Raw genomic sequence first — 25,054 nt, 5'->3', positions numbered from 1 at the left:
TCTCAGCGCCGATGGTAGTTGGGGGTTTCCCCCTGTGAGAGTAGGACGCCGCCAAGCGCATACGAAAGAACAGCCATGATGGTTGTTCTTTTTTTTATTGTTCTTTAGACACGGAGAAAACTCCGACACACCGTTTCGCTTAATTAATCAAGATTATCGCTTAATTCCTGGATTTTCCGCTTAATTTAGCCAAGTTTTCGCTTAATTCCCCCGTAGTTTCGCACAAATCACCGGATTCTCCGCTTAATTATTTTTTTGAGCTATATACTTTTACATAATTCCCCTGAAAAATACGCTCTCCAGCCCAAAAATTTCCTTTCTCACTTAAAAACTGAATCATGACTATAAAAAATAAGGATAACCATAAATAAACAAGGGAATATATTGTGAAAAGGGTCGCCAACATAGGGCAGTTTTTTGTACAATATAACCTTAATGAGGATTCTCTAGTCCTCACTTTTAAAGGAGGGCTTATTTTGCTCGAAAACAGTTTTGTGATGGTTGCTATTATCCTGATCATAAACATTGTCTATGTTTCCTTTTTTACGATCAGGATGATTTTGACTTTAAAAGGACAGCGCTATTTAGCTGCGCTTATCAGTATGGTTGAAGTAGTAATATATGTAATCGGGCTCGGCCTGGTCTTGGATAATCTCAATGAGATTCAGAATTTAATTGCTTATGCCGTCGGGTACGGAATCGGAGTCATTGTCGGGATGAAAATTGAAGAGAAACTGGCTTTGGGATATATTACGGTTAATGTCATTACGAAGGAGTACGATAAAGATTTGCCGAAAACGTTACGGGAAAAAGGTTACGGGGTCACAAATTGGGCCGCAAACGGCCTGGAAGGGGACCGGATGGCTTTGCAGATCTTAACACCTCGCAAATATGAGTTGAAACTGTACCAGACGATAAAGGAACTTGATCCAAAAGCATTTATCATTGCTTATGAACCGAAAACAATCTATGGCGGGTTCTGGGTCAAGTCTGTGAAGAAGGGAAAATTGTTTTCATGAACAAGAATAAGAAAAAGCAATTATTTGAGGTTCAAGAAAATGAAAGCATCGATCAATGTTTAGAGCGAATCAAGAAAACTGGTTACGTACCGGTAAGAAGAATTGAAAAACCAATCTTTAAAGAAGTGATCCAGGGAGACACGACAGGGTACGAGCCGGCTGGCAGGCAGATTGTTTTTGAAGCAAAGCCGTCACAATAGTAAAACACGAACATTATGCATTGAAAAATATATAAATGTTCGACAATGAACTTGACAATCCTGTTAAATAGTTGTTAATATAGGGATAGTAATAAAAAATAAATAATGATTACCCTCGTATAATGATGGGGATATGGCCCATAAGTCTCTACCCGATAACCGTAAATTATTGGACTATGAGGGAAAGTCAATATGCCCGGTAAGCGAGTTGCGACATCTTTGTTTTCAAAGATGTATTTATACTTGTCAATGCATGCCCGGACGGACGGCTTTCTCTTATTTTTGAGATAGGTGTCTGTTTGGGCTATTTTTATGGAAAAAATGAGCTGGAGGGAATGCCTTGAAAGCGCTCGTTGGTGTGATTATGGGAAGCAAGTCGGATTGGGACACAATGAAAAACGCATGTGAAGTACTCGAACAACTCGAAATACCATATGAGAAAAAGGTTGTTTCAGCCCATCGGACTCCGGATCTTATGTTTGAATATGCGGAAAGTGCTAAAGATAGAGGGTTAAAGGTAATTATAGCAGGAGCCGGCGGCGCTGCACACTTACCGGGAATGGTTGCGGCTAAAACCGTACTGCCTGTAATCGGCGTACCAGTGCAGTCTAAGGCTTTAAATGGACTTGATTCTCTGTTGTCAATTGTCCAGATGCCGGGCGGAGTACCGGTGGCAACGGTGGCAATTGGCAATGCAGGAGCAAAGAATGCAGGGTTGCTCGCTGCACAGATGTTAGGATCATTTGACGAAAAAATAAGTAAAAAGCTTGCTGATTTAAGGAATCAAATGAAGGAAACCGTGTTGGAAAGCAGTGATGAACTTGTCTTATAAAATAATTGTGCCCGGGCAAACAATCGGAATTATCGGCGGCGGCCAGCTCGGCAGAATGATGGCTTTATCAGCAAAAGCGATGGGATTCAAAATAGCTGTGCTTGATCCTGCCGAGGATTCACCATGTGGACAGGTTGCAGATTACAGAATAACAAGTGAATACGATGATTTAGATGCGATCAAACAATTAGCAGAAGTTAGTGATGTGATCACATACGAATTTGAGAATATCAATGCTGCGGCAGTAACGTGGTTATGCGAAAACGCTTATGTACCGCAAGGAAACAGGTTGCTGGAAATCACCCAGGATCGTATAAGCGAAAAGGCCGCAATTGAGCGATCAGGGGCAGACGTCGCACCATATTCAGTCATTCATAGCGTGGACGACATATATGCTGCGATCGAAAAGCTTGGCTACCCGGCTGTTTTAAAAACATCAAGAGGCGGTTACGACGGAAAGGGCCAGCATGTCATCCGCAGCAGTGCCGATTTAGAGACTGCTGGCAAACTGCTTGAAAAAGGAGTTTGCGTGTTAGAGAAATGGATTCCTTTTGAAAAGGAAATCTCGGTGATTATTGTTCGAAACCAACAAGGCGAGACAGCTGTTTTTCCGGTGGGAGAGAATATCCATAAGGACAATATTCTGCATCAAACAATTGTACCTGCCCGAATCAGTTATAAAGCTGAAAAAAACGCTATCCAAAAAGCGACTGAACTCGCAGAGTCTCTCAAGCTTGTTGGGACACTCGCTGTTGAAATGTTTTTAACCGCTGATGAGCAAATTTACATTAATGAATTGGCCCCGAGACCTCATAACTCCGGACATTACACAATTGAGGCCTGTGAAACATCGCAATTTGAACAGCATATCAGGGCTGTATGCAGTTGGCCTTTAGGGAGTACAAAGCTATTAAAACCAGCAGTAATGGTCAATATATTAGGAGAACATCAGGCGCAGATTCTTGAAAAAATTCCAGAACTTCCTGATTGGAAAATTCATTTATATGGAAAAAAAGATGCGAAGTTCAAACGGAAGATGGGTCACGTGACCATTTTGCGCGATTCAACAGATGATGCGCTACAGGAAGCAGAACAATGTGGATTATGGAACAATGTGACTGAAAAAATCGGAGGCTAAATATATGATTGAACGCTATACCCGCCCGGAGATGGGGGCAATATGGACGGAAGAAAACCGTTTTAGAGCATGGCTTGAAGTGGAGATTCTTGCTTGTGAAGCATGGGCAGAGCTTGGAGAGATACCGAAAGCTGATGTGCAGAAAATCAGGGAAAATGCGTCTTTTAATGTCGATCGGATTAAAGAGATTGAAGAAGAGACAAGACATGATGTCGTCGCTTTTACCCGGGCGGTATCGGAAACGCTGGGTGAAGAGCGGAAGTGGGTTCATTACGGGCTTACTTCTACTGATGTTGTTGATACGGCCTTATCATATTTACTAAAGCAGGCCAATTCGATCATTTTAAAAGATCTCGAAGCGTTTGTTGAGATTATAAAAAATAAAGCAAAACAACATAAATTTACTGTGATGATGGGCCGGACACATGGTGTTCATGCAGAGCCAACCACTTTTGGATTGAAGCTTGCGCTCTGGTATGAAGAGATGAAGCGAAACCTTGAACGCTTTAAGCAGGCAGCTGCCGGCGTGGAATTCGGGAAAATTTCCGGGGCAGTCGGCACATATGCAAACATTGATCCATTCGTTGAAAAGTATGTATGCGAAAAGCTCGGACTTGAGCCAGCTCCTGTTTCAACGCAAACACTGCAGCGCGACAGGCATGCACACTACATGTCGACGCTTGCGTTAATTGCAACGTCGATAGAAAAATTTGCTGTTGAAATCCGTGGGCTGCAAAAAAGTGAGACCCGCGAAGTGGAAGAATTTTTTGCGAAGGGGCAAAAAGGGTCCTCTGCGATGCCACATAAACGCAACCCAATTGGTTCGGAAAATATGACTGGCCTGGCAAGAGTCATCCGCGGTTATATGATGACTGCTTATGAAAACGTTCCTTTATGGCATGAGCGCGATATCTCGCATTCATCAGCAGAGCGGATTATCCTGCCTGATGCAACAATTGCCTTGAACTATATGCTGAACCGCTTTGGTAACATCGTAAAGAATTTAACCGTTTATCCGGAAAATATGAAACGGAATATGGATCGGACCCTCGGGCTGATTTATTCGCAACGTGTGTTGCTTGCTTTGATTAATAAGGGGCTTTCCCGTGAAGAAGCTTATGATACTGTACAGCCAAAGGCAATGGAAGCATGGGAAAAACAAGTACCTTTCCGCACGCTAATTGAAGCGGATGACAAAATTACTGCAAAGCTTTCGGCGGCGGAAATTAATGACTGTTTCGACTACAACTACCACTTGCAGCATGTGAACACGATTTTTGAACGAGTAGGCTTATAAAAAAATTCGCCAGCACTAACATGCAGGCTGCTGGCGAAGAATTTGTAATACTGAAGATTCCCAATTTTCGAAGTTAAAGGAGGCTCCTTTCATGGAAAAAAGAGAGCTGTTGTACGAAGGAAAGGCTAAAAAAATTTATAGTACAGACGAGAATGACTTAGTTTGGATTGAGTACAAAGATTCAGCTACAGCCTTCAACGGAGAAAAAAAGGCTATCATTGCCGGGAAAGGCCGTTTAAATAATGAGATTACGAGTTTACTGTTTTCAAAGCTTCAAGAGCGGGGAATTGCATCTCATTTTGTCGAACGATTATCGGAAACTGAGCAGATCGTTCGCAAAGTGACGATTATTCCGCTTGAAACGGTTGTCCGCAATGCGGCGGCAGGGAGTTTTTCAAAAAGGCTTGGTGTTGAAGAAGGGAAACCTTTATCTAAGCCGCTTGTCGAGTTTTATTTAAAAGATGATGAGCTGGGTGATCCGATTGTAACTGACGACCATATCCTTGAGCTGGGATTGGCGACGAAGCAGGAAATAGAGCTTTTAAAAGAAAAGGCTCTTGAAGTGAATGCCGTTTTATCAAGTTTTTTTGCAGAATTAGGTGTACGCCTTATCGATTTTAAACTTGAATTTGGAAAAGACAAGCAAGGCCATATTTTATTGGCAGATGAAATTTCTCCGGATACATGCAGACTGTGGGATATGGAGACGAATGAAAAGCTTGATAAGGATGTATTCCGCCGTGATTTGGGGGATCTGGCAACAGCGTATGAGAACATTTTAACGAGACTGGGAGGCAGATAGAATGTATAAGGTAAAAGTGTATGTGACTCTTCGCGAAAGTGTATTGGATCCGCAGGGGAAAGCGGTTGAGCATTCGCTCCATTCTTTAGGATATAACGAAGTTGCTGATCTGCGGATCGGAAAATACATGGAAGTTACGATTGGAAAAACGGATCGCGATGTTGAAGAAATCGTTAAGGAGATTTGCAACAAGATCCTCGCTAACCCGGTCATTGAAGATTATCGATACGAAATAGAGGAGTGTGTCAACCAATGAGGTTTGCGGTAATCGTATTTCCGGGATCCAATTGTGATGTTGACATGTACCACGCCATCAAGGATGAGCTTGGCGAAGAAGCAGAATATGTCTGGCATGATACGGAAAGTTTAGCCGGGTATGACGGAATTTTGCTGCCGGGCGGTTTCTCTTATGGGGATTATTTACGCTCAGGGGCGATAGCACGTTTCAGCAATGTCATGAAGGAAGTAGTCAATGCGGCTGAAGCAGGAAAGCCGGTTCTTGGTGTCTGCAACGGTTTTCAAATCTTGCTGGAAGCAGGACTGCTGCCAGGGGCGATGAGACGGAATGAAAGCCTGAAATTTATGTGCAGGCCAGTGCGGTTAAAGGTTGAAAATAACAAAACGATGTTTTCATCGGCATATGGCAAAGAGGAAATAATGACAATTCCGATTGCCCATGGAGAAGGAAACTATTATTGCGACGAGGAAACTCTGGCAAGCTTAAAAAAGAATAATCAGATTGTGTTTACGTACAGCGGCACAAATCCGAATGGCAGTCTCGAGGATATCGCCGGAATCATAAATAAAAAAGGAAATGTTCTTGGAATGATGCCGCATCCAGAGCGGGCAGTTGACCCGCTACTTGGCGGCGCCGACGGTTTGAAACTTTTTCAATCGATCGTAAAACATTGGAGGGAAGCACATGTTGTTAATGCTTGAGCCAAGTCCCCAACAAATAAAACATGAGAAAATTTATCAGCAAATGGGTTTGTCGGATGACGAGTTTGCGATGGTTGAAAAAATTCTTGGAAGGACACCAAATTATACAGAGACTGGCTTGTTTTCGGTTATGTGGTCGGAGCATTGCAGCTACAAAAATTCAAAACCGGTTTTAAGGAAGTTTCCGACAACGGGTCAAAGAGTGCTGCAGGGTCCCGGAGAAGGAGCCGGAATCGTTGATATCGGTGATCAGCAGGCGGTTGTTTTTAAAATTGAAAGCCACAACCACCCATCTGCGATTGAACCATACCAGGGGGCCGCAACGGGTGTCGGTGGAATTATCCGCGATGTATTCTCGATGGGAGCAAGACCGATCGCCCTCCTTAACTCTTTACGCTTTGGAGAACTGGATTCTGCCCGCGTTCGCTATCTTTTTAAAGAAGTGGTAGCCGGGATTGCCGGATACGGAAACTGCATCGGAATTCCAACAGTCGGCGGAGAAGTGCAATTTGATGCTTCCTATGATGGGAATCCGCTTGTTAACGCAATGTGTGTCGGTCTAATTGATCATAAAGATATTAAAAAAGGACAGGCACATGGAGTCGGCAATACGGTTATGTATGTCGGTGCCAAAACGGGCCGCGACGGTATCCACGGTGCTACGTTTGCATCGGAAGAGTTGAACGAACAGTCGGAAGAGAAGCGCCCCGCTGTGCAAGTTGGCGATCCGTTTATGGAGAAACTTCTCCTTGAAGCATGTCTTGACATCATCCAGTCTGACGCGCTTATTGGCATTCAGGATATGGGGGCTGCAGGATTGACGAGTTCTTCTGCTGAAATGGCAAGTAAAGCAGGATCAGGCATTGAGATGGATCTTGACCTGGTTCCGCAGCGTGAAACGGGTATGACGGCATATGAAATGATGCTGTCTGAATCACAGGAGCGGATGCTGATTGTCGTTGAAAAAGGAAGAGAGCACGAAATCACCGCGTTAATTTCGAAATATGAGCTTGAAGCAGTGGCAATCGGCACCGTTACCGATGATAAAATGCTGCGCTTGATTCATAAAGGCGAAACGGTTGCTGAAGTTCCGGTTGATGCTTTAGCGGAAGAGGCACCGGTTTATCATAAGCCATCAATGGAACCGGAATATTTCCGAGAGTTCCAGGCGATGGATAATGAAGTTCCTGCGGTTGAAGATTATAGAGAGACGTTGTTGCAGCTCTTAAAGCAGCCGACGATCGCCAGCAAAGAATGGGTTTACGACCAGTATGACTATATGGTCCGTACAAGCACGGTTGTTGCACCGGGATCGGATGCAGCGGTTGTCCGAATTCGTGGCACGCGTAAAGCCCTTGCAATGACGACTGATTGCAACTCCCGCTTTCTATATTTAGATCCTGAAACAGGTGGGAAAATTGCTGTCGCCGAAGCAGCGCGAAATATTGTTTGTTCCGGGGCAGAGCCACTCGCGATTACGGACTGCCTTAACTTTGGCAACCCGGAGAAGCCGGAGATTTTCTGGCAGCTTGAAAAAGCGGTCGATGGAATGAGCGAGGCTTGCCGGGTATTGAACACACCGGTTATTGGCGGTAATGTCTCTTTGTACAACGAAACAAACGGGAATGCTGTTTACCCAACACCGGTTGTCGGCATGGTTGGTCTTGTCGAAGATGTTGACCATATAACCACTCAGCACTTTAAAAATTCCGGAGATTTGATTTACGTACTAGGTGAGACGAAACCTGAATTTGGCGGCAGTGAGCTGCAAAAGCTTCAATATGGAAAGATTTTTGGAAAAGCGCCCGAATTAAATATTGAAATCGAGCAACAACGCCAAGATCAGCTGCTTAAAGCAATCCGTGCTGGACTTGTTGCCTCGGCGCACGATATTGCCGAAGGCGGTTTGGCTGTTGCCATTGCGGAAAGCTTGATCGGCACAGACCGTTTAGGCGCAGAAGTGAACGTTTCAGGAGATATCATTTCAGCCCTTTTCAGCGAGTCACAATCACGCTTTTTAGTGTCTGTGAAAAAAGAGGATCAGGAAGCTTTTGAAAAAATCGTTGCAGCAAGCCTTGTTGGATTTGTGACAGAATCAGCTGAATTGAAAATCGAATCAGCTGAAGGCGACGTCTTAAAGGTAAACACAAAATCACTAGAAGAAGCCTGGAAAGGAGCGATTCCATGCTTGCTGAAATAAGAGGATTAAACGAAGAATGCGGCGTATTTGGCGTCTGGGGACATGAAAATGCTTCGCAGATTACGTACTATGGATTGCACAGCCTCCAGCACCGCGGCCAGGAAGGAACCGGCATCGTCACAACAGACGGTGAGGTTCTGAAAGGCGTCAAAGGCGAAGGGCTTGTTACCGAGGTTTTCACTGCCAAGGCAATGGAAGAATTGACTGGAAGATCAGCGATCGGCCATGTCCGCTACGCGACAGCCGGCGGTGGAGGCTACGAAAATGTCCAGCCTCTGCTGTTCCATTCGCAAACGGGAAGCCTTGCTCTCGCCCATAATGGCAATCTGGTCAATGCTGATGCGCTAAGGCATCAACTTGAAGGCCAGGGCAGCATTTTTCAAACGAGCTCCGATACTGAGGTATTTGCTCATTTAATCAAGAGAAGCGGTTTCCCTTTATTAAAAGACAAAGTGAAAAATGCGTTAACAATGTTAAAAGGTGCTTACGCTTTCTTGGTGATGACTGAGTCAGAAATGATGATCGCCCTTGATCCGCACGGGTTGCGGCCGCTTTCGCTCGGTCTGCTTGGCGATTCTTATGTAGTTGCTTCGGAAACATGTGCGTTTGACATTGTCGGTGCCGAATTTGTCCGTGATGTGCTTCCTGGTGAATTGATCATCATAAACAATGAAGGCATTCATTCCGAAATGTTCTCGATGAATACGAACCGGGCGATTTGCACGATGGAATATGTTTATTTTTCCCGTCCCGACAGCAACATCCACGGTATCAATGTTCATACAGCACGGAAAAACCTTGGCAAACAGTTGGCGATTGAAGCGCCAATTGAGGGGGATGTTGTCACAGGTGTTCCTGATTCGAGTATTTCGGTAGCGATCGGCTACGCTGAAGCGACAGGGATTCCATATGAACTCGGCTTAATTAAAAATCGTTATGTTGGCCGGACGTTTATTCAGCCGTCGCAATCGCTTCGTGAACAGGGTGTCAAAATGAAGCTATCTCCCGTCCGCGGCGTTGTGGAAGGCAAACGTGTCATTATGGTTGATGATTCGATTGTCCGCGGCACGACGAGCAGGCGAATCGTTACAATGTTAAAGGATGCTGGTGCACTCGAGGTGCATGTGGTGATCAGTTCACCGCCGATTAAAAATCCGTGCTTTTACGGAATTGACACTTCCACATCGGAGGAATTGATTGCCTCCAGCAATTCTGTTGAAGAGATCCGCAAGCAGATTGGTGCAGACTCTTTAACGTTCCTTAGCGTTGAGGGAATGGTAGAGGCGATTGGCAAAAATGAGGATGGAGAGACACGGGGCCATTGCCTTGCCTGCTTCACTGGCAAATACCCAACGGAAATCTATCCTGCGCAGGACGCTGGAAAAAAGCTCACCTGTTAATCACGATTGCAGAAGCTGAAATCATCAAAAAAATAAGGCAGAGTGCGGCATTGTTGAATGTCGCTTTTCTTTTAAAATAGGAGGAGCGAAAATGGCTAACGCTTATAAACAAGCAGGTGTAGATATTGAAGCCGGATATGAGGCCGTCGTGCGAATGAAAAAGCATGTTCAAAAAACGATGCGGGCTGGTACGATCGGCAGCCTTGGCGGCTTTGGGGGAATGTTTGACCTGTCCGTTCTCAACTTAAAGGAGCCGGTCCTCGTTTCAGGAACGGATGGAGTCGGCACGAAGCTGATGCTTGCGTTTATGGAGGACCGCCATGATACGATTGGCATCGATGCTGTTGCGATGTGTGTCAACGATATTGTTGTCCAGGGTGCGGAGCCGCTCTATTTTCTTGACTATATTGCTTGTGGAAAGGCAGATCCGGCAAGAATTGAAGCGATTGTGAAAGGAATTGCTGACGGCTGTGAGCAGGCGGGCTGTGCTTTAATCGGCGGAGAGACAGCAGAAATGCCGGGAATGTATGATGAGAATGAGTATGATCTTGCCGGTTTTTCTGTCGGAGCCGTTGAAAAAGCAAACATCATTACCGGTGAGAAGATTACATCCGGTGATGTGTTGATTGGGCTCGCCTCGAGCGGAATCCATAGCAATGGTTACTCGCTTGTCAGAAAGATATTGTTGCAGGATGCCAAACTTTCTCTTAAGGATGATGTGAACGAATTAGGCTGTACTTTGGGCGAAGAGCTGCTGCGCCCGACGAAAATATATGTAAAATCGATCTTGGCGGCGATCAAAAAATTTCAAATTAAAGGGCTCGCCCATATTACCGGCGGTGGCTTTATTGAAAATATTCCCCGCATGCTCCCGGAAGGCCTTGGCGCAGAGATCACAGCTGGTACATGGCCAGTATTGCCTATTTTTGATTTGCTTGAAAAAGAAGGAAAACTCCAGCGGTCGGAGATGTTCAATATTTTTAATATGGGAATCGGCATGGTGATTGCAGTGGCTGAAAAGGAAGCGGAAGCGCTGCTTGTCCACTTTAACGAAGCCGGTGAAAACGCCTATCGAATTGGCACGGTATCCGATCGGAAAGGGATTAAAATCCACATATAATACGGAGGTTGAACATGAAAAACATCGCGGTGTTTGCTTCCGGAAACGGCAGTAATTTTCAGGCGATCATCGATGCGGTCGAGGCAGGAAAAGTGGATGCATCGATCAAGCTGCTCGTCTGTGACAGAGAGAATGCCTTTGCTATCGAACGGGCAAAAAAAGCGGGCATTCCCCAGTTTGTATTTAGCGCAAAGGATTATGCGAGCAAGGCAGACTATGAAAAGGAAATTCTCTTCAGGCTTAATGAGCTCGGCGTTGAATTCGTGATCCTGGCGGGCTACATGAGATTAATCGGCGCTGTTCTGCTAAGCGATTTTGAAGGGAAGATCGTCAATATTCATCCATCGCTCTTGCCAGCCTTTACGGGAAAAGACGCGATCGGGCAAGCACTTAAAGCGAGGGTGAAAATGAGCGGGGTAACGATTCACTTTGTCGATGCAGGCATGGACACAGGACCGATCATTGCCCAGCAGGCAGTCGGGGTCAGTGCGGATGACACGAGGGAAAGCCTCCAGGAAAAAATCCAAAAGATCGAACATGAGCTGTATCCACAAATTTTACATGAGCTATTCACAGCGGGGGAGGAAAAGCAATGACTAAAAAACGGGCATTAATCAGCGTTTCGGATAAAAGCAATCTCACAGTGTTTGCAAAGAGCCTCTCAGAGCTCGGATACGAAATTATTTCAACGGGCGGAACGAAAAAGACTCTTCAGGAAAACGGTATTCCTGTTATGGGTGTCAGTGATATTACTGGTTTTCCTGAAATCCTCGAAGGACGGGTCAAGACTCTTCATCCAAAAATTCATGGCGGCCTTCTCGCAAAGCATGATGATGAAGGCCATGTGAAGCAGCTTGCAGAACATCAAATTGAGCCGATCCAGCTTGTCTGCGTCAATCTTTATCCTTTCCAGCAAACGATCGCTAAACCAGGTGTAACCGTTGATGACGCGATTGAAAACATCGATATTGGCGGTCCGGCAATGCTGCGTGCTTCGGCAAAGAACCATGAATCGATTACGGTCGTCGTTGATCCTGCTGATTACGAACTCGTGCTTGATGAACTGCGGCAGGGAGAAGTGAGCCACGAAACACGCCGAAAGCTTGCTGCCAAGGTTTTCCGCCACACAGCCAGCTATGACGCAATGATTGCCTCGTATATGACCGAGCTAGTTGATGAGCAGAACCCGGAGAAGCTGACCGTCACTTATGAGCTAAAGCAACAGCTGCGCTACGGGGAAAATCCGCATCAAAAAGCGTCATTCTACAGCAAACCGCTCGGTTCAAACTTTTCAATCGCAAAGGCAAACCAGCTGCACGGCAAAGAGCTATCCTATAACAACATCAATGATGCAGATGCCGCTTTGCAAATTGTGAAGGAATTTTCCGAACCTGCTGCTGTTGCCGTCAAGCATATGAATCCATGCGGAGTCGGCACAGGTGACAGTGTGTTTACTGCGTTTGAAAGGGCATTTGCGGCTGATCCGGTTTCGATCTTTGGCGGGATTATCGCGTTAAATCGTGAGGTCGATGCGAAAACAGCGGCCAAGCTTCACGAGATCTTTTTAGAAATTGTCATTGCTCCGGGATTTTCGCCCGAAGCGCTTCAGATTTTAACAGGCAAAAAGAATCTTCGCCTGTTATCGATCCCGTTCGCAGGAAATGGGCAGCCGGAAGTAAAACTGTCGTCGATTGAAGGCGGGCTGCTCGTTCAAGACCAGGACCTCCATACCATTGACGATGCTGAACTTTCTGTGCCTACAAAAAGACAGCCGTCTGAAGAAGAGTGGCGGGCATTGAAGCTGGGCTGGAAGGTTGTCAAGCACGTCAAATCAAATGCGATCGTCGTTGCAGGAGATGACATGACGCTCGGAATCGGTGCCGGACAAATGAACCGGGTCGGTGCGGCTAAAATTGCGCTCGAACAAGCAGGTGCAAGAGCCAATGGAGCGATACTGGCATCCGATGCATTTTTTCCAATGGACGATACGGTCGAAGCGGCGGCCAAGGCAGGTATTACTGCGATTATCCAGCCTGGCGGCTCCATTAAAGATCAAGATTCGATTAAAAAGGCGGACGAGTACGGAATCGCAATGGTATTCACAGGTATCAGGCATTTCAAACATTGAGTCTTTTTGGAGGTGCACATATGAAAGTATTGGTGATTGGAAGAGGTGGACGGGAGCATGCTATCTGCCGAAAGGTTTCCGAAAGTCGACTTGTCGAGCAGGTATTTGCAGCACCGGGCAGTGAGGGGATGGCTGATACAGCAACATGCTTGCCCATTGATGAAAGCAACCAGGAAAAGCTGCTCCAATTTGCGAAAGAGGAAGGCATTGGCCTGACGATTATCGGTCCGGAGATTCCTTTGCTTGCAGGACTTGCAGACCGGTTTGCCGACGCGGGACTCCCGGTTTTTGGCCCGAAAAAAGCTGCTGCGATCATTGAAGGAAGCAAGTCATTTGCAAAGGACCTGATGAAAAAATACAATATTCCAACCGGAGATTACAATACGTTTTCAAACTATGAGGACGCGAAGGCGTATATTGAGGAAAAGGGTGCCCCGATTGTCATTAAGGCGGATGGGCTGGCAGCCGGGAAAGGCGTTACAGTCGCTTTTACAATGGAAGAAGCGCTGCAGAGCATTAAAGATATGATGTTGAATGAAAAATTTGGTGCAGCCTCAGCGACCGTTGTAATCGAAGAATTTCTTGATGGTGAAGAGTTCTCTCTTATGGCGCTTGTCAACGGGGAAATTGTCGTCCCGCTCGAAATAGCCCAGGATCATAAGCGCGCTTTTGATGGAGATAAAGGCCCGAATACAGGCGGAATGGGCGCTTATTCACCGGTGCCGCAAATTGGTAAAGAAACAATCGATTTAGCCGTTGAAACAATTTTGAAGCCGGCCGCCAGGGCACTTGTCAACGAAGATAAAAGCTTTTGCGGCATCCTTTATGCAGGGCTGATTTTGACGAATAAAGGCCCGAAGGTGATTGAATTTAATGCCCGTTTTGGAGATCCAGAAACACAGGTGGTTTTGCCGAGAATGAAATCAGATCTTGTTGAGGTAATCCTCTCACTCCTTCACGGGGAAACACCTGAAGTGGACTGGGATGAAAAGGCGATGGTCGGGGTCGTGGTTGCGGCAGAAGGCTACCCTGGTGAATATAAAAGTGGAACTGTTTTAACAGGGCTTGAGCAAGTGCAAGAGGAAGTGTTAGTCTTTCATGCCGGAACTGAAAAAGATGGGTCCGGAGAGTATCGAACAAACGGAGGACGTGTATTTTTGGCCGCTGCGAAAGGTGATACATTAAAGGACGCCCAAACGAAAGTTTATCTCGGACTAGGGAGATTAAAAGGCGAAGGCGTTTTTTACCGTAAAGATATAGGCCACAAAGCTATCGGCTCCGTCTCTTCTTAGTTTTACGAACATAAACATATAAAAGGGCCACGATACTGCCTATTAAAGCGATCAGCACAAACAACATGTCACTGATGTATTCAAGGAACATTACTGTCAACTCCTTTTATACAGAGCCTGCCCTGATAGTGGCAGGCTTTATCTATGTTAAGCTATAGCGTTGGCTGCTATTAATAGTTTTCATGATCGCTATGCCAAGATAGTTTTGGTTTTATAGCAAAGTATGGACACTACATTTTCTATAGTGGATTGTCCTGCAACAGCTGGTCGATCATTTCCTTTTTGATGTCTCCGCCTGCTGCGATTTTTTCCTGGATTTGTTTGATATCTTTACTTTGTTTTGCATCCTGTTGTGAATCGTTTCCGTTGCTTTGCGTGATCTTCTGCTTTGTATGATTGTCTCCGTTTTCCTTTGTATCCTGTTGTGAGTCGTTTCCGTTGTTTTGCGTGATCTTCTGCTTTGTCCGGTTGTCCCCATATTCCTTTGTATTTTGCTGTGAACGGTTATCACGATTTTGCATATTTTCTTGTCTGTTTTCGAAGAGAGCGGTAACTGGACAGAAGCGGACAATTCCTTCTGCCACCTTCATTCCTCCGAGCATAGCCATCACTAAATATGAATCGCGCCGCGGCTTTTTTACAAGCTTGGCAGTGCTCCACGAAAGAATAGTCAATCCGACCGTTATTCTAATTAAAGCATTGATAATCCCAATATTAGGTGTTACTTTCATGTTTGGACGCCCCTTCATAAATTTTTTCACATTATTTACTAATTCTTTAATGTGCTAAACAGTGAAGTATGTTAGTATATAACAAAACCTTTTTGTAAGGGTTTTCTTAAAACACCTTTTCTAACTTATCCATATAATCAACAGTAAAGTGCAAGGAGGGAATTGCAGTGTTGGAACAGCGTTATCGGTGGAAAAACAAACATTTGCGTGAGCACGTTGCCGTACTGGACGGAAAAATTCCACCGACAATATTGCTAAAAAATGCTACATATTTGAATCAAACTTTCCGTCGCTGGATGACAGCGAATATTTGGATCTATGAAGACCGGATTGTCTATGTAGGAGAAAAACTTCCGGAAAATATAAGTGAATGTGAAATGATCGATTCTCCAAAGGAAAGGCTGGTACCAGGCTACATCGAGCCCCATGCCCATCCATTTCAATTATATAATCCCCATTCATTTTCCAGATATGCATCACAGTTTGGAACAACAACCTTTATGAATGATAACATGGTGCTTGTTTTACAATTGGAAAAAAGGAAAGCGTTTTCATTTCTAAAGGAAATGCGTAATCTTCCTGCAACGATGTTTTGGTGGTGCCGATTTGACGCACAAACGGAGATACTCGAGGAAGAAAAGTTATTTTCTCATGGTGAAATCAAATCGTGGCTTGAGCATGACGCTGTTTTACAGGGAGGCGAGCTGACCGGCTGGCCGAAGCTATTGGATGGCGATGATATGATGCTCCATTGGATTCAGGAAGCAAAAAGAATGAGGAAGCAAATTGAAGGACATTTCCCGGGTGCATCTGAAAAGACGCTTGCAAAAATGATGCTGCTCGGAGCTGATTGTGATCATGAATCGATGACCGGCAAGGATGTCTTAAACCGCCTGATGCAGGGCTATATGGTGTCGCTCCGATATTCTTCAATTCGGCCTGACTTACCGGGGCTCCTCGATGAAATTCACGAACTGGGCATAGCTGCATATGATCGATTTGTGTTAACGACGGATGGATCATTTTCTTCGTTTTACGAACAAGGAGTTATTGATGAGATGATTCGCATTGCGATTAACAAAGGAGTTCCGATTCCTGATGCCTATAATATGGCAACGATCAATCCCGCCCGCTACTATAATATTGACCATCTGCATGGGAGCATTGCAACCGGCCGGGTTGCCAACATAAATTTCCTGGAGGATGAAAGCAACCCCACTCCTGTCTCAGTGCTCGCAAAAGGGAGGTGGGTCAAAAGAGATGGTTATGAAGTTGATAGCTTCCCGGAAGTTCCATGGGAGGAATTTGGACTTGATCCATTGAACATCAACTGGGAACTGACGATGGATGATATGCAATTTTCGATGCCGTTTGGAATTAAGCTGGAGAATGCCGTCATTACCAAGCCTTATTCCATAACGATAGATGTATCAACAAACGAACTGTCCAAACAGCATGATGAGTCCTTTTTCATGCTGATCGACCGAAATGGCAAGTGGAGAGTCAATACGTTGCTTAAAGGATTTGCCCGCGATTTGGACGGATTGGCAAGTTCTTTTTCGAACACGGGTGATATTATTTTAATAGGTAAAAACAAGCAGGATATGATCATCGCCTTTAACCGCATGAAGGAGCTGGGCGGAGGGATTGTTACAACTGAAAACGGCGAAGTTACACAGGAGATCCCTTTAAAACTGCGAGGGGTCATGTCCAATCAACGAGTCGAAACTTTAATTGAAGAAGAGAAGCAGCTGCTGAAATATTTAAAAGACAAGGGGTACCAATTTGTCGATCCGATGTACACACTGTTATTTTTCTCATCGACCCATCTTCCGTATATTCGCATTACGCAGCGTGGAATGTATGATGTTATGAATAAAATGGTACTCTTTCCGTCAATAATGCGTTAAAATATAACAGAGATAAAGTGAAATTCACAGAAATAGACAAAGATATATCGAGGGTTATTTAGGGGGAAAATCGAATGCTAAAAAAATCGGCTGTGCTTGCAGCGAGCCTGCTTTTGCTTTTTTCTGGATGCAGCAACAAAGAGGAAGTAAAAGACGATGTGAAAAAGGCTGCTGATAAGACAGTAAAAGAGGTTGTTGCTGAAACATCTTTCTCGGAATATTACCCCTTAACAGGAATCGGTTCTGAAGAAGCGACTGACGGACGCGCTGTTGCTGTTATGGTCAATAATCATCCGGCAGCCAGGCCTCAGTCGGGCCTGAACAAAGCCGATATTGTTTATGAGGTTCTGGCTGAGGGCGGGGTAACCCGATTACTGGCTATTTTCCAAAGTGAAAAACCGGAAAATATCGGACCGGTCCGAAGTGCCAGGGAATACTATATTGAACTTGCCAAAGGATATGATAGCTTGTTTATTGCACACGGATACAGTCCCGATGCAAAATCAATGCTCGATAAAGGCTATATTGACCATTTAAACGGAATGGCCTATGACGGCACGCTTTTCCAAAGGGCAGATTTCCGGAAAGCGCCCCACAATTCCTATATTACGTTCGGGAACATTATGAAGGGTGCTGAAGAAAATCTCTTTCCAATGAATGAGAGCCCGGGAAGTCTGCAGTTTTATACAGAAAAAGAGCTGGATACGATCAGCGGCGAGGATGCCCAATCAGCGATGATTTCCTATTCTTCAGAGGATTTTAATTCGAGCTATGAATATGATGATCAGCTTGGCAAATATAAGCGCTATTCCAGCGGAGAACAAACCGTCGACTATGTGACGGAGGAACCGGTCTTGATTGACAACATTTTTATTGTCGAAACGGAACATGCCATCGTGGATGATGCCGGCCGCCGGGAAATTGACTTAACCTCGGGTGGACGAGCCATTCTGCTTCAAAAGGGGAAGCGTAAGGAAGTGGAATGGAAAAATGTCGATGGAAAGATCCTTCCGTTCATCGCTGGTTCTGCTGCTCCGCTTGTTCCCGGAAAAACGTGGATCAACATCGTGCCGACGGATCCCGGCATCGAACAGAGTGTATCATTTGAGACAGAATCAATTTAAAGGAGTTTCTATGCATGCAAATTGATAAACTAAGAGGGAAAGACCTTGATCAGTTGTTTAAAGCTATTCTTTCATTAAGAGATCTGGAAGAATGTTACCGTTTCTTTGATGACCTGGCAACCGTTAATGAAATCCAATCACTGGCACAGCGGCTTGAAGTGGCGAGGATGCTTCGTGAGGGGAAAACGTACCATAAGATCGAAACGGAAACAGGAGCAAGCACAGCAACGATTTCACGTGTGAAGCGCTGCTTAAATTATGGAAATGATGCTTACGAAATGGCACTCGAAAGGCTGCGCGAGCAGGAAACTGGCACAGTGAATGAATAAAAACCGAAGATTTTTCTTCGGTTTTTATTATTGCTTCAAAACGACTGCGAACAGAGCTGTTTAATCGAAATCACTCCTTAACAACCAGCAAAGAATCCTTGATACCCGTGCAGGGTTATACCCACTATTTAACTTTATTCTGTGGTCGGCTTTTCGTTTTGTATGCCCGTAACAAATGATATAATGGTGTAATGGAATGGAAGATAGAATGGAGGCAACCTAAGATGTATGAGATCCGCGAGTGGCGCCATGTGTTTAAACTCGATCCAAATAAAGAGATAACGGATGAAGCGCTTGAAAAAATTTGCGAATCGGGAACGGATGCAATCATTGTCGGCGGGACTGATGGCGTCACACTTGAAAATGTCCTTGACCTGATGGCGAAAATTCGCCGCTATACGGTTCCTTGCATATTGGAAGTATCAACGATTGATTCAGTCACGCCAGGATTCGACCTATACTTTATTCCGACCGTTTTAAATAGCCGCGACCCTAAATGGATAACCGAACTTCATCATCAGGCTGTAAAGGAGTACGGGGAAATCATGAATTGGGAAGAGATTATCGTCGAAGGCTATTGCATTTTGAATCCAGAATGTAAAGCGGCCGAGCAGACCAATGCAAACACTCACCTATCAAACGACGATGTTGTCGCTTATGCAATGATGGCGGAGAAAATGTTCCGGCTGCCGATATTCTATCTTGAATATAGCGGGTCATACGGAGATTCTCAATTAACGGCACAAGTGCGGAGTACGCTTGAACATACAACCCTCTTTTATGGCGGCGGAATTGAGACGGCTAAGCAAGCCGCGGAAATGGGCGCTCATGCCGATGTAATTGTCGTTGGTAATGTCATTTATAATAATCTTGACGAAGCCTTGGAAACTGTAAAAGCTGTTAAGGGGTAAAACAGATCCTGCTTTCTCTTTCGTAAAAAATAAGATAAAATAAGAACAAATGTTTGTTTGGTGGTGAAGCTAAAATGCAATTTTTAACTGATAAATTATTAACCGGATTAAATCCAGAGCAGCAAAATGCTGTAAAAGCAACGAAGGGCCCCCTTTTGATCATGGCAGGAGCCGGCAGTGGAAAAACCAGGGTTTTAACCCATCGCATTGCTTATTTAATGGTTGAAAAAGGTGTTAATCCTTATAACATCCTTGCGATAACCTTTACCAATAAAGCGGCGAGAGAGATGCGAGACCGCATCTCAAAAATGATGGGCGGAGCAGCAGATGATATCTGGATTTCGACGTTCCACTCAATGTGTGTACGGATTCTTCGCCGCGATATCGACCGGATCGGATTTAATCGTAACTTTACGATTCTCGATACAACAGAACAGCTATCGGTTATTAAAGGGATTTTAAAGGCTAAAAATATCGATCCGAAGAAATTTGATCCGCGCGCGATTCTAGGCTCGATCAGCAGTGCGAAAAATGAACTGATCGATTCCGAAGAGTATTCCAATACAGCGGGGGGCTTTTACGAGCAGGTTGTCAGTGATGTTTATGAAGAATACCAAAGACGGCTGCGGAAAAATCAGGCCCTTGATTTTGATGACTTGATTATGAAGACCATCCTCCTGTTCAAAAGAGTACCTGAAGTTTTAGAATACTATCAGCGTAAATTCCAATATATTCATGTCGATGAGTATCAAGATACAAATAAAGCACAATATACATTGGTAAAGCTTTTGGCTGAGCGGTTTGAAAATTTATGCTGTGTCGGTGATTCCGACCAGTCGATTTACCGTTGGCGGGGAGCGGACATTGCCAATATTCTTTCTTTCGAAAAAGATTATCCGAACGCGAAAGTAATTCTGCTCGAGCAAAACTATCGTTCCACTAAAAAGATTCTGTCGGCTGCCAACGGAGTCATTGCAAAAAATGCTAACCGTAAACCGAAAAATTTATGGACGGAAAACGACGAAGGAAATAAAATTTACTATTTTCGGGCAGACAGTGAACAGGGAGAAGCGCAATTCGTCGCAGGGAAAATTAAAGAGATGGTTGATAGCGATAAACGCAAGCCTTCTGAAATTGCGATTTTATACCGGACAAATGCCCAATCCCGTGTCATGGAAGAAGTGCTTTTAAAATCAACGATTGACTATTCAATCGTTGGCGGAATCAAATTCTATGACCGCAAAGAAATTAAGGACATGCTGGCTTACCTCCGCCTGATTGCCAATCCTGATGACGATATCAGCCTCCAGCGCGTTATCAACGTTCCAAAAAGAGGGATCGGCGGAACCTCTGTAGATAAAATTGCCGAGTTTGCAGCCATGCATGATTTGTCTATGTATCAGGCACTTGAAGCAGTGGACTTGATTGGCTTAAGCCCGAAAATTACAAAGGCTGCAGCCGAGTTTCGCGATTTAATCGAAAACTACACACGTCAACAAGAGTATTTGTCTGTCACTGAGCTGGTAGAAGAAATTCTTGCGAAATCCGGTTACCGTGAAATGCTTCAGCTTGAGAAATCGATCGAAGCACAAAGCCGCCTTGAAAACCTGGATGAATTTATGTCGGTCACGAAAAACTTTGAAGAAACGAATGAAGACAAAAGTTTGATTGCTTTTTTAACGGACCTCGCGCTTGTTGCTGATATTGACAAGCTTGACGATGACGGAAAAAAAGCAGATGCGGTCGTGTTAATGACTCTTCATTCTGCTAAAGGGCTCGAATTCCCGGTTGTTTTCTTAATAGGTTTGGAGGAAGGTGTCTTTCCGCACAGCCGGTCTTTGATGGAAGAGGCTGAAATGGAAGAAGAGCGCCGCCTTGCTTACGTAGGAATTACAAGGGCTGAACAGGAATTATTTTTAACCAATGCGCAAATGCGCACCCTTTTCGGGCGGACGAATATGAACCCGCCTTCCCGGTTTATAAAAGAAATTCCGGTCGATCTGCTTGAAGGCCTCCAGCCTGCAGCAAAAGCTGGATCACCATTTGCTGCACCGTCAAGACAACCGATGAGACAGCCGGTCATGCGCCCGGTTATCACTTCCACAGGCGGCGAACAGGCAGATTGGAAGGTTGGAGATAAAGCGGAACATGGCAAATGGGGAACCGGAACAGTTGTCAGTGTGAAGGGCGAAGGAGAGAGTACCGAGCTCGATATAGCATTCCCAAGCCCAATTGGCATTAAACGGTTGCTGGCAAAATTTGCCCCGATTAAAAAAGGATAACGAAACAGCCTTCCTTTCTTCCGGCAGTTTTGCAACCCGGAATCCGAGGCAAATCACCAATCACCAAATCAATGAAAGGGCTGGATTTATGGACCTTGAAAAAGCGGAATCGCGCGTAAAAGAATTGCATAATCTTTTAAATCAATACAATTATGAGTACCATGTACTTGACCAGCCGTCAGTCCCGGACGCGGAGTATGACCAGCTTCTCCGTGAACTGGTCGAACTCGAAACCGAATTTCCAGAGCTGAAAACGGCTGACTCGCCTTCGCAGCGCGTCGGCGGTGCGATTCTTGATATGTTTGAAAAAGTGCAGCACCGCACACAGATGCTCAGTCTCGGCAATGCTTTCAATGAGCAGGATTTGCGCGATTTTGACCGGAGGGTCCGCCAGATTGCCGGCGAAGACATCGCATATGTTTGCGAGCTTAAAATTGACGGGCTCGCTGTTTCTCTCCTCTATGAAGACGGTTTGTTCATTCGCGGTGCTACCCGTGGCGACGGCATGACCGGAGAGGATATTACAGCTAATTTACGAACGGTACGTTCAATTCCTTTACGGCTGAATGAACCTGTTACCCTGGAGGTCCGTGGTGAAGTGTTTATGCCTAAGCGGTCATTTGAAGCGTTAAACCAGGCCAGGGAAGAACGTGGCGAAGAGTTGTTTGCCAATCCGAGAAATGCTGCAGCCGGCTCGCTGCGGCAACTGGATCCCCGGATCGCGAAGTCACGAAATTTGGATATTTTTGTTTACGGAATTGCCGATGTTGGGGAAACGGGCGTCGTTTCGCACAGTGAAGGCCTCGATCTATTGGATAGGCTTGGCTTTAAAACCAATAAAGAACGGAAACGTTGTGCAAACATCGATGAAGTCATCCAGTTTGTTGAAGGCTGGGTCGAACGGCGCCCGAACCTTCCGTATGATATTGATGGAATTGTCATCAAAGTAGATTCACTCGAACAGCAGGAACGGCTGGGAACAACAGCGAAAAGCCCGCGCTGGGCGACTGCTTATAAATTTCCTGCCGAAGAGGTCGTTACGGTCTTAAAAAGGATTGATTTGCGGGTTGGCCGGACTGGAGTGCTAACCCCGACCGCGATTCTCGAGCCTGTCAGAGTAGCTGGGACGACTGTGCAAAGGGCTACGCTCCATAATGAAGATTTGATCAGGGAAAAGGATATTAAAATCGGCGACCATGTTGTCGTCAAAAAAGCCGGAGATATCATTCCCGAGGTTGTCAATGTGCTGGCAGACCGCCGGACCGGCGAGGAGCAGGACTTCAAAATGCCGGACAACTGTCCTGAGTGCAACAGCGAACTGGTCCGCCTTGATGGCGAAGTGGCATTGCGCTGTATCAATCCGAAATGCCCTGCGCAAATTCGCGAAGGACTGATTCATTTTGTTTCCCGCAACGCCATGAATATTGACGGGCTCGGTGAGCGTGTTGTCAGTCAACTGTTTGCCGAAGAATTGATTCACGATGTAGCTGATTTATATAAGCTGACGAGAGATCAGCTTCTTGAACTGGAGCGCATGGGCGAGAAGTCCGTCGACAATCTTCTGAACGCGATTGAAGCTTCGAAGCGGAATTCGCTTGAACGGCTGCTCTTCGGTCTTGGCATCCGCCATGTCGGCTCAAAAGCGGCAAAAACGCTCGCACAGGAGTTCGAGACGATAGACAGACTTGCCGCAGCCAGCCGTGAGGAATTGACAGCGATTAACGAGATCGGTGAAAAAATGGCGGATGCGGTCGTTACCTATTTCGGGCTGGAAGAGGTGCGCGAATTAATCAACGAATTGAAGGAAGCCGGCGTCAACCTCGTTTACACCGGACCAAAACCGGTGGCAGCGTCACAGTCTGATTCTGTTTTTGCCGGAAAAACGGTTGTGCTTACCGGCAAGCTTGAGCAGCTTTCAAGGAACGAAGCAAAAGAGAAGATTGAAGCGCTTGGGGGCAATGTCGCCGGGAGCGTCAGTAAGAAGACCGACCTGGTTATTGCCGGTGAGGATGCCGGGTCCAAGCTTGCGAAGGCACAAGAACTGGGCATTACGGTATGGGATGAGGAGAAACTGATTGAAGAATTAAATAAGTAAGAGGTGGGAATGCTGTGAAAAAACTTTCAATGGCCGCTCTGTCTCTTGTTTTGCTGCTGACAGCCTGTGCCCCGAATTTTCAACAGCAAGAGGAAGTCGTTCAGGAAACGGATGAAAAAAAAGAGAAGGCAATTATCCCGAAATATAAAATATCGGATGAATATTATCGGATGATAACGCCGTTCGAGCCCGGGGAAGCCCGCGGTTTAGTCGTGAATAATTTAAATACCCGTTATGATATAAATGAATTTGAAACAGGGTTGATGAGGCTTGCCCAAAACGCCTTTGATCCGAACAAATACGTTTTTCAAGAAGGCCAGTTTTTAAAAAAGGAACAGGTTACAGCATGGCTGAACCGGAAATTCACGCCTGCCCAGCTGCAAGCAAGGAATTTGGATGAGTCGAAAAACCTCGGTTTAAATCCGCCCGATGACGAACAAGGCACGATCGATGAGCGGAACGCAAAAAGCCCGATCTATTTGGCCCATATTTTAGAACATAATTATTATATTAAGCAGGACAATAGCGACGCATTCAGTTTGGGCGGCGTCGTGATCGGCCTGGCGTTGAATTCCGTCCATTATTATCAAAGGGAGCAATTTGGCGCCACCTTTGAACGGGATATTACCCGCAGTGAACTTGACAGGGAAGGAAAAAAACTCGCCGAAGAAGTAATTAAGAGGTTGAGAGGGGTTGACGAACTGAAGGAAGTCCCAATCACCATTGCTTTATTTGAACAGGAAACGCGGTCTTCGGTCGTTCCGGGGAACTTCTTTGCTTATACGAATGTTGCCAATGGCAGCGCGAGTATTGGTGGTTGGGAGGAAGTCAACGAAGATTATGTATTATTTCCTTCAAAAGATGCAGAAGACAATCACCGGGAGGATTTCACTTCCTTTCAGAACTTTAAGCAGGATGTAGAAGAATTTTTCCCTAACTTCAATGGCGTAATTGGCGAAGGGTTTTATGCTGGAGGCCAGCTCCAGGAGTTATCGATCGATATCCCGATCCAATTTTACGGAAAAGCAGAAGGGATTGGTTTTACCCAGTATGTGACCGGAAAAGTGATGGAACACTTCCCAAACTATATTTCTGTCCAGGTCAGCATCACATCGGTTAATGGCCCGGAAGCATTGATTGTCCGCAAAGCGGAGCAAGATGAACCTTTTGTCCATATTTACGAATAAAGGTAATCATATTGTGCTGCTGGGACATTAAAATTAAACGACCAAGCCTCCGGAAATCAATAGATGCATTCCGGAGGCTTTATTTTATGGCTTTTAAAGAGTGAATTTTTTATATTTT

At 45.3% G+C, this 25,054-nt stretch carries 23 protein-coding genes and 1 riboswitch; of the genes, 21 read left to right on the top strand and 2 right to left on the bottom strand.

The window, feature by feature from the left end; translation table 11 throughout:
• Positions 1-497 precede the first annotated feature (497 nt).
• The 14 genes from CU635_RS15555 (at position 498) to purD (ending at position 14,367) form a co-directional block, all read left to right on the top strand.
• Complete coding sequence (locus CU635_RS15555) at positions 498-1,019, top strand: DUF2179 domain-containing protein (protein WP_180955582.1); 522 nt, start codon at positions 498-500, stop codon at positions 1,017-1,019.
• The gene (locus CU635_RS15550; RefSeq protein WP_101578301.1) at positions 1,016-1,219 is read left to right on the top strand and encodes an NETI motif-containing protein; all 204 of its coding nucleotides are present in this window, start codon (positions 1,016-1,018) and stop codon (positions 1,217-1,219) included. Before CU635_RS15555 ends, CU635_RS15550 begins: the two co-directional genes overlap by 4 nt.
• 95 nt (positions 1,220-1,314) lie before the next feature.
• Positions 1,315-1,416, top strand: a riboswitch (purine riboswitch).
• 143 nt (positions 1,417-1,559) lie between these two features.
• Positions 1,560-2,051, top strand: a complete 492-nt coding sequence (gene purE, locus CU635_RS15545) for a 5-(carboxyamino)imidazole ribonucleotide mutase (RefSeq protein WP_101578300.1) — start codon at positions 1,560-1,562, stop codon at positions 2,049-2,051.
• Complete coding sequence (gene purK / locus CU635_RS15540; protein WP_180956480.1) at positions 2,035-3,189, top strand: 5-(carboxyamino)imidazole ribonucleotide synthase; 1,155 nt, start codon at positions 2,035-2,037, stop codon at positions 3,187-3,189. The genes purE and purK overlap by 17 nt, the downstream gene beginning before the upstream one ends.
• Before the next feature lie 4 nt (positions 3,190-3,193).
• Positions 3,194-4,486 (top strand): adenylosuccinate lyase, encoded by a 1,293-nt coding sequence (purB, locus tag CU635_RS15535; protein ID WP_101578299.1) that lies wholly within the window; start codon positions 3,194-3,196, stop codon positions 4,484-4,486.
• 91 nt (positions 4,487-4,577) lie between these two features.
• The gene (gene purC / locus CU635_RS15530) at positions 4,578-5,288 is read left to right on the top strand and encodes a phosphoribosylaminoimidazolesuccinocarboxamide synthase (RefSeq protein WP_101578298.1); all 711 of its coding nucleotides are present in this window, start codon (positions 4,578-4,580) and stop codon (positions 5,286-5,288) included.
• Between the two features lies 1 nt (position 5,289).
• The gene (gene purS / locus CU635_RS15525) at positions 5,290-5,544 is read left to right on the top strand and encodes a phosphoribosylformylglycinamidine synthase subunit PurS (RefSeq protein WP_101578297.1); all 255 of its coding nucleotides are present in this window, start codon (positions 5,290-5,292) and stop codon (positions 5,542-5,544) included.
• Positions 5,541-6,227 (top strand): phosphoribosylformylglycinamidine synthase subunit PurQ, encoded by a 687-nt coding sequence (gene purQ / locus CU635_RS15520; protein ID WP_101578296.1) that lies wholly within the window; start codon positions 5,541-5,543, stop codon positions 6,225-6,227. Before purS ends, purQ begins: the two co-directional genes overlap by 4 nt.
• On the top strand, positions 6,211-8,427 hold the full coding sequence (gene purL / locus CU635_RS15515) for a phosphoribosylformylglycinamidine synthase subunit PurL (protein ID WP_101578295.1): 2,217 nt from the start codon (positions 6,211-6,213) through the stop codon (positions 8,425-8,427). Before purQ ends, purL begins: the two co-directional genes overlap by 17 nt.
• Positions 8,412-9,827, top strand: coding sequence for an amidophosphoribosyltransferase (purF, locus tag CU635_RS15510; protein WP_101578294.1), 1,416 nt, complete (start codon positions 8,412-8,414; stop codon positions 9,825-9,827). Before purL ends, purF begins: the two co-directional genes overlap by 16 nt.
• A 91-nt stretch (positions 9,828-9,918) precedes the next feature.
• Positions 9,919-10,947, top strand: coding sequence for a phosphoribosylformylglycinamidine cyclo-ligase (gene purM, locus CU635_RS15505; protein WP_101578293.1), 1,029 nt, complete (start codon positions 9,919-9,921; stop codon positions 10,945-10,947).
• A gap of 14 nt (positions 10,948-10,961) precedes the next feature.
• Positions 10,962-11,543 (top strand): phosphoribosylglycinamide formyltransferase, encoded by a 582-nt coding sequence (purN, locus tag CU635_RS15500; protein WP_101578292.1) that lies wholly within the window; start codon positions 10,962-10,964, stop codon positions 11,541-11,543.
• Entirely contained in the window at positions 11,540-13,075 is a 1,536-nt protein-coding gene (purH, locus tag CU635_RS15495) for a bifunctional phosphoribosylaminoimidazolecarboxamide formyltransferase/IMP cyclohydrolase (protein ID WP_101578291.1), read from the top strand. The genes purN and purH overlap by 4 nt, the downstream gene beginning before the upstream one ends.
• A gap of 20 nt (positions 13,076-13,095) precedes the next feature.
• A complete protein-coding gene (gene purD / locus CU635_RS15490) occupies positions 13,096-14,367 on the top strand; it encodes a phosphoribosylamine--glycine ligase (RefSeq protein WP_101578290.1) in 1,272 nt (423 codons plus the stop codon).
• Here purD and CU635_RS24220 read toward each other — a convergent pair.
• Both CU635_RS24220 and CU635_RS24360 read right to left on the bottom strand, forming a co-directional pair.
• Positions 14,345-14,434, bottom strand: coding sequence for an EYxxD motif small membrane protein (locus CU635_RS24220; RefSeq protein ID WP_342751462.1), 90 nt, complete (start codon positions 14,432-14,434; stop codon positions 14,345-14,347). The genes purD and CU635_RS24220 overlap by 23 nt on opposite strands.
• A 172-nt stretch (positions 14,435-14,606) precedes the next feature.
• On the bottom strand, positions 14,607-15,098 hold the full coding sequence (locus tag CU635_RS24360; protein ID WP_373270835.1) for a YgaP family membrane protein: 492 nt from the start codon (positions 15,096-15,098) through the stop codon (positions 14,607-14,609).
• 167 nt (positions 15,099-15,265) lie between these two features.
• Between CU635_RS24360 and CU635_RS15480 the strand changes: the two genes are divergently transcribed.
• From CU635_RS15480 to CU635_RS15450, 7 genes are all read left to right on the top strand, one after another.
• On the top strand, positions 15,266-17,008 hold the full coding sequence (locus CU635_RS15480; RefSeq protein WP_101578289.1) for an adenine deaminase C-terminal domain-containing protein: 1,743 nt from the start codon (positions 15,266-15,268) through the stop codon (positions 17,006-17,008).
• A gap of 74 nt (positions 17,009-17,082) precedes the next feature.
• Positions 17,083-18,132: a DUF3048 domain-containing protein gene (locus CU635_RS15475; protein ID WP_101578288.1), complete on the top strand. Its 1,050-nt coding sequence runs from the start codon at positions 17,083-17,085 to the stop codon at positions 18,130-18,132.
• A 14-nt stretch (positions 18,133-18,146) separates the two neighbouring features.
• Positions 18,147-18,461 carry a YerC/YecD family TrpR-related protein gene (locus tag CU635_RS15470; RefSeq protein ID WP_101578287.1) on the top strand — a complete coding sequence of 105 codons (315 nt, stop codon included), beginning with the start codon at positions 18,147-18,149 and terminating at the stop codon, positions 18,459-18,461.
• 224 nt (positions 18,462-18,685) lie between these two features.
• A complete protein-coding gene (gene pcrB / locus CU635_RS15465; protein WP_101578286.1) occupies positions 18,686-19,372 on the top strand; it encodes a heptaprenylglyceryl phosphate synthase in 687 nt (228 codons plus the stop codon).
• Positions 19,373-19,446: 74 nt separating this feature from the next.
• Positions 19,447-21,654: a DNA helicase PcrA gene (gene pcrA, locus CU635_RS15460; RefSeq protein ID WP_101578285.1), complete on the top strand. Its 2,208-nt coding sequence runs from the start codon at positions 19,447-19,449 to the stop codon at positions 21,652-21,654.
• Between the two features lie 88 nt (positions 21,655-21,742).
• Positions 21,743-23,749 carry an NAD-dependent DNA ligase LigA gene (gene ligA / locus CU635_RS15455; RefSeq protein WP_101578303.1) on the top strand — a complete coding sequence of 669 codons (2,007 nt, stop codon included), beginning with the start codon at positions 21,743-21,745 and terminating at the stop codon, positions 23,747-23,749.
• A gap of 14 nt (positions 23,750-23,763) precedes the next feature.
• The gene (locus CU635_RS15450) at positions 23,764-24,936 is read left to right on the top strand and encodes a CamS family sex pheromone protein (protein ID WP_101578284.1); all 1,173 of its coding nucleotides are present in this window, start codon (positions 23,764-23,766) and stop codon (positions 24,934-24,936) included.
• The last annotated feature ends 118 nt before the right edge of the window (positions 24,937-25,054 follow it).

It is taken from the genome of Bacillus canaveralius (genome assembly GCF_002860125.1).
GTDB lineage: Bacteria > Bacillota > Bacilli > Bacillales > Cytobacillaceae > Bacillus_BJ > Bacillus_BJ canaveralius.
Note: the sequence above shows the minus strand (reverse complement) of the source record. Positions and strands in the feature narration are given on the sequence as shown.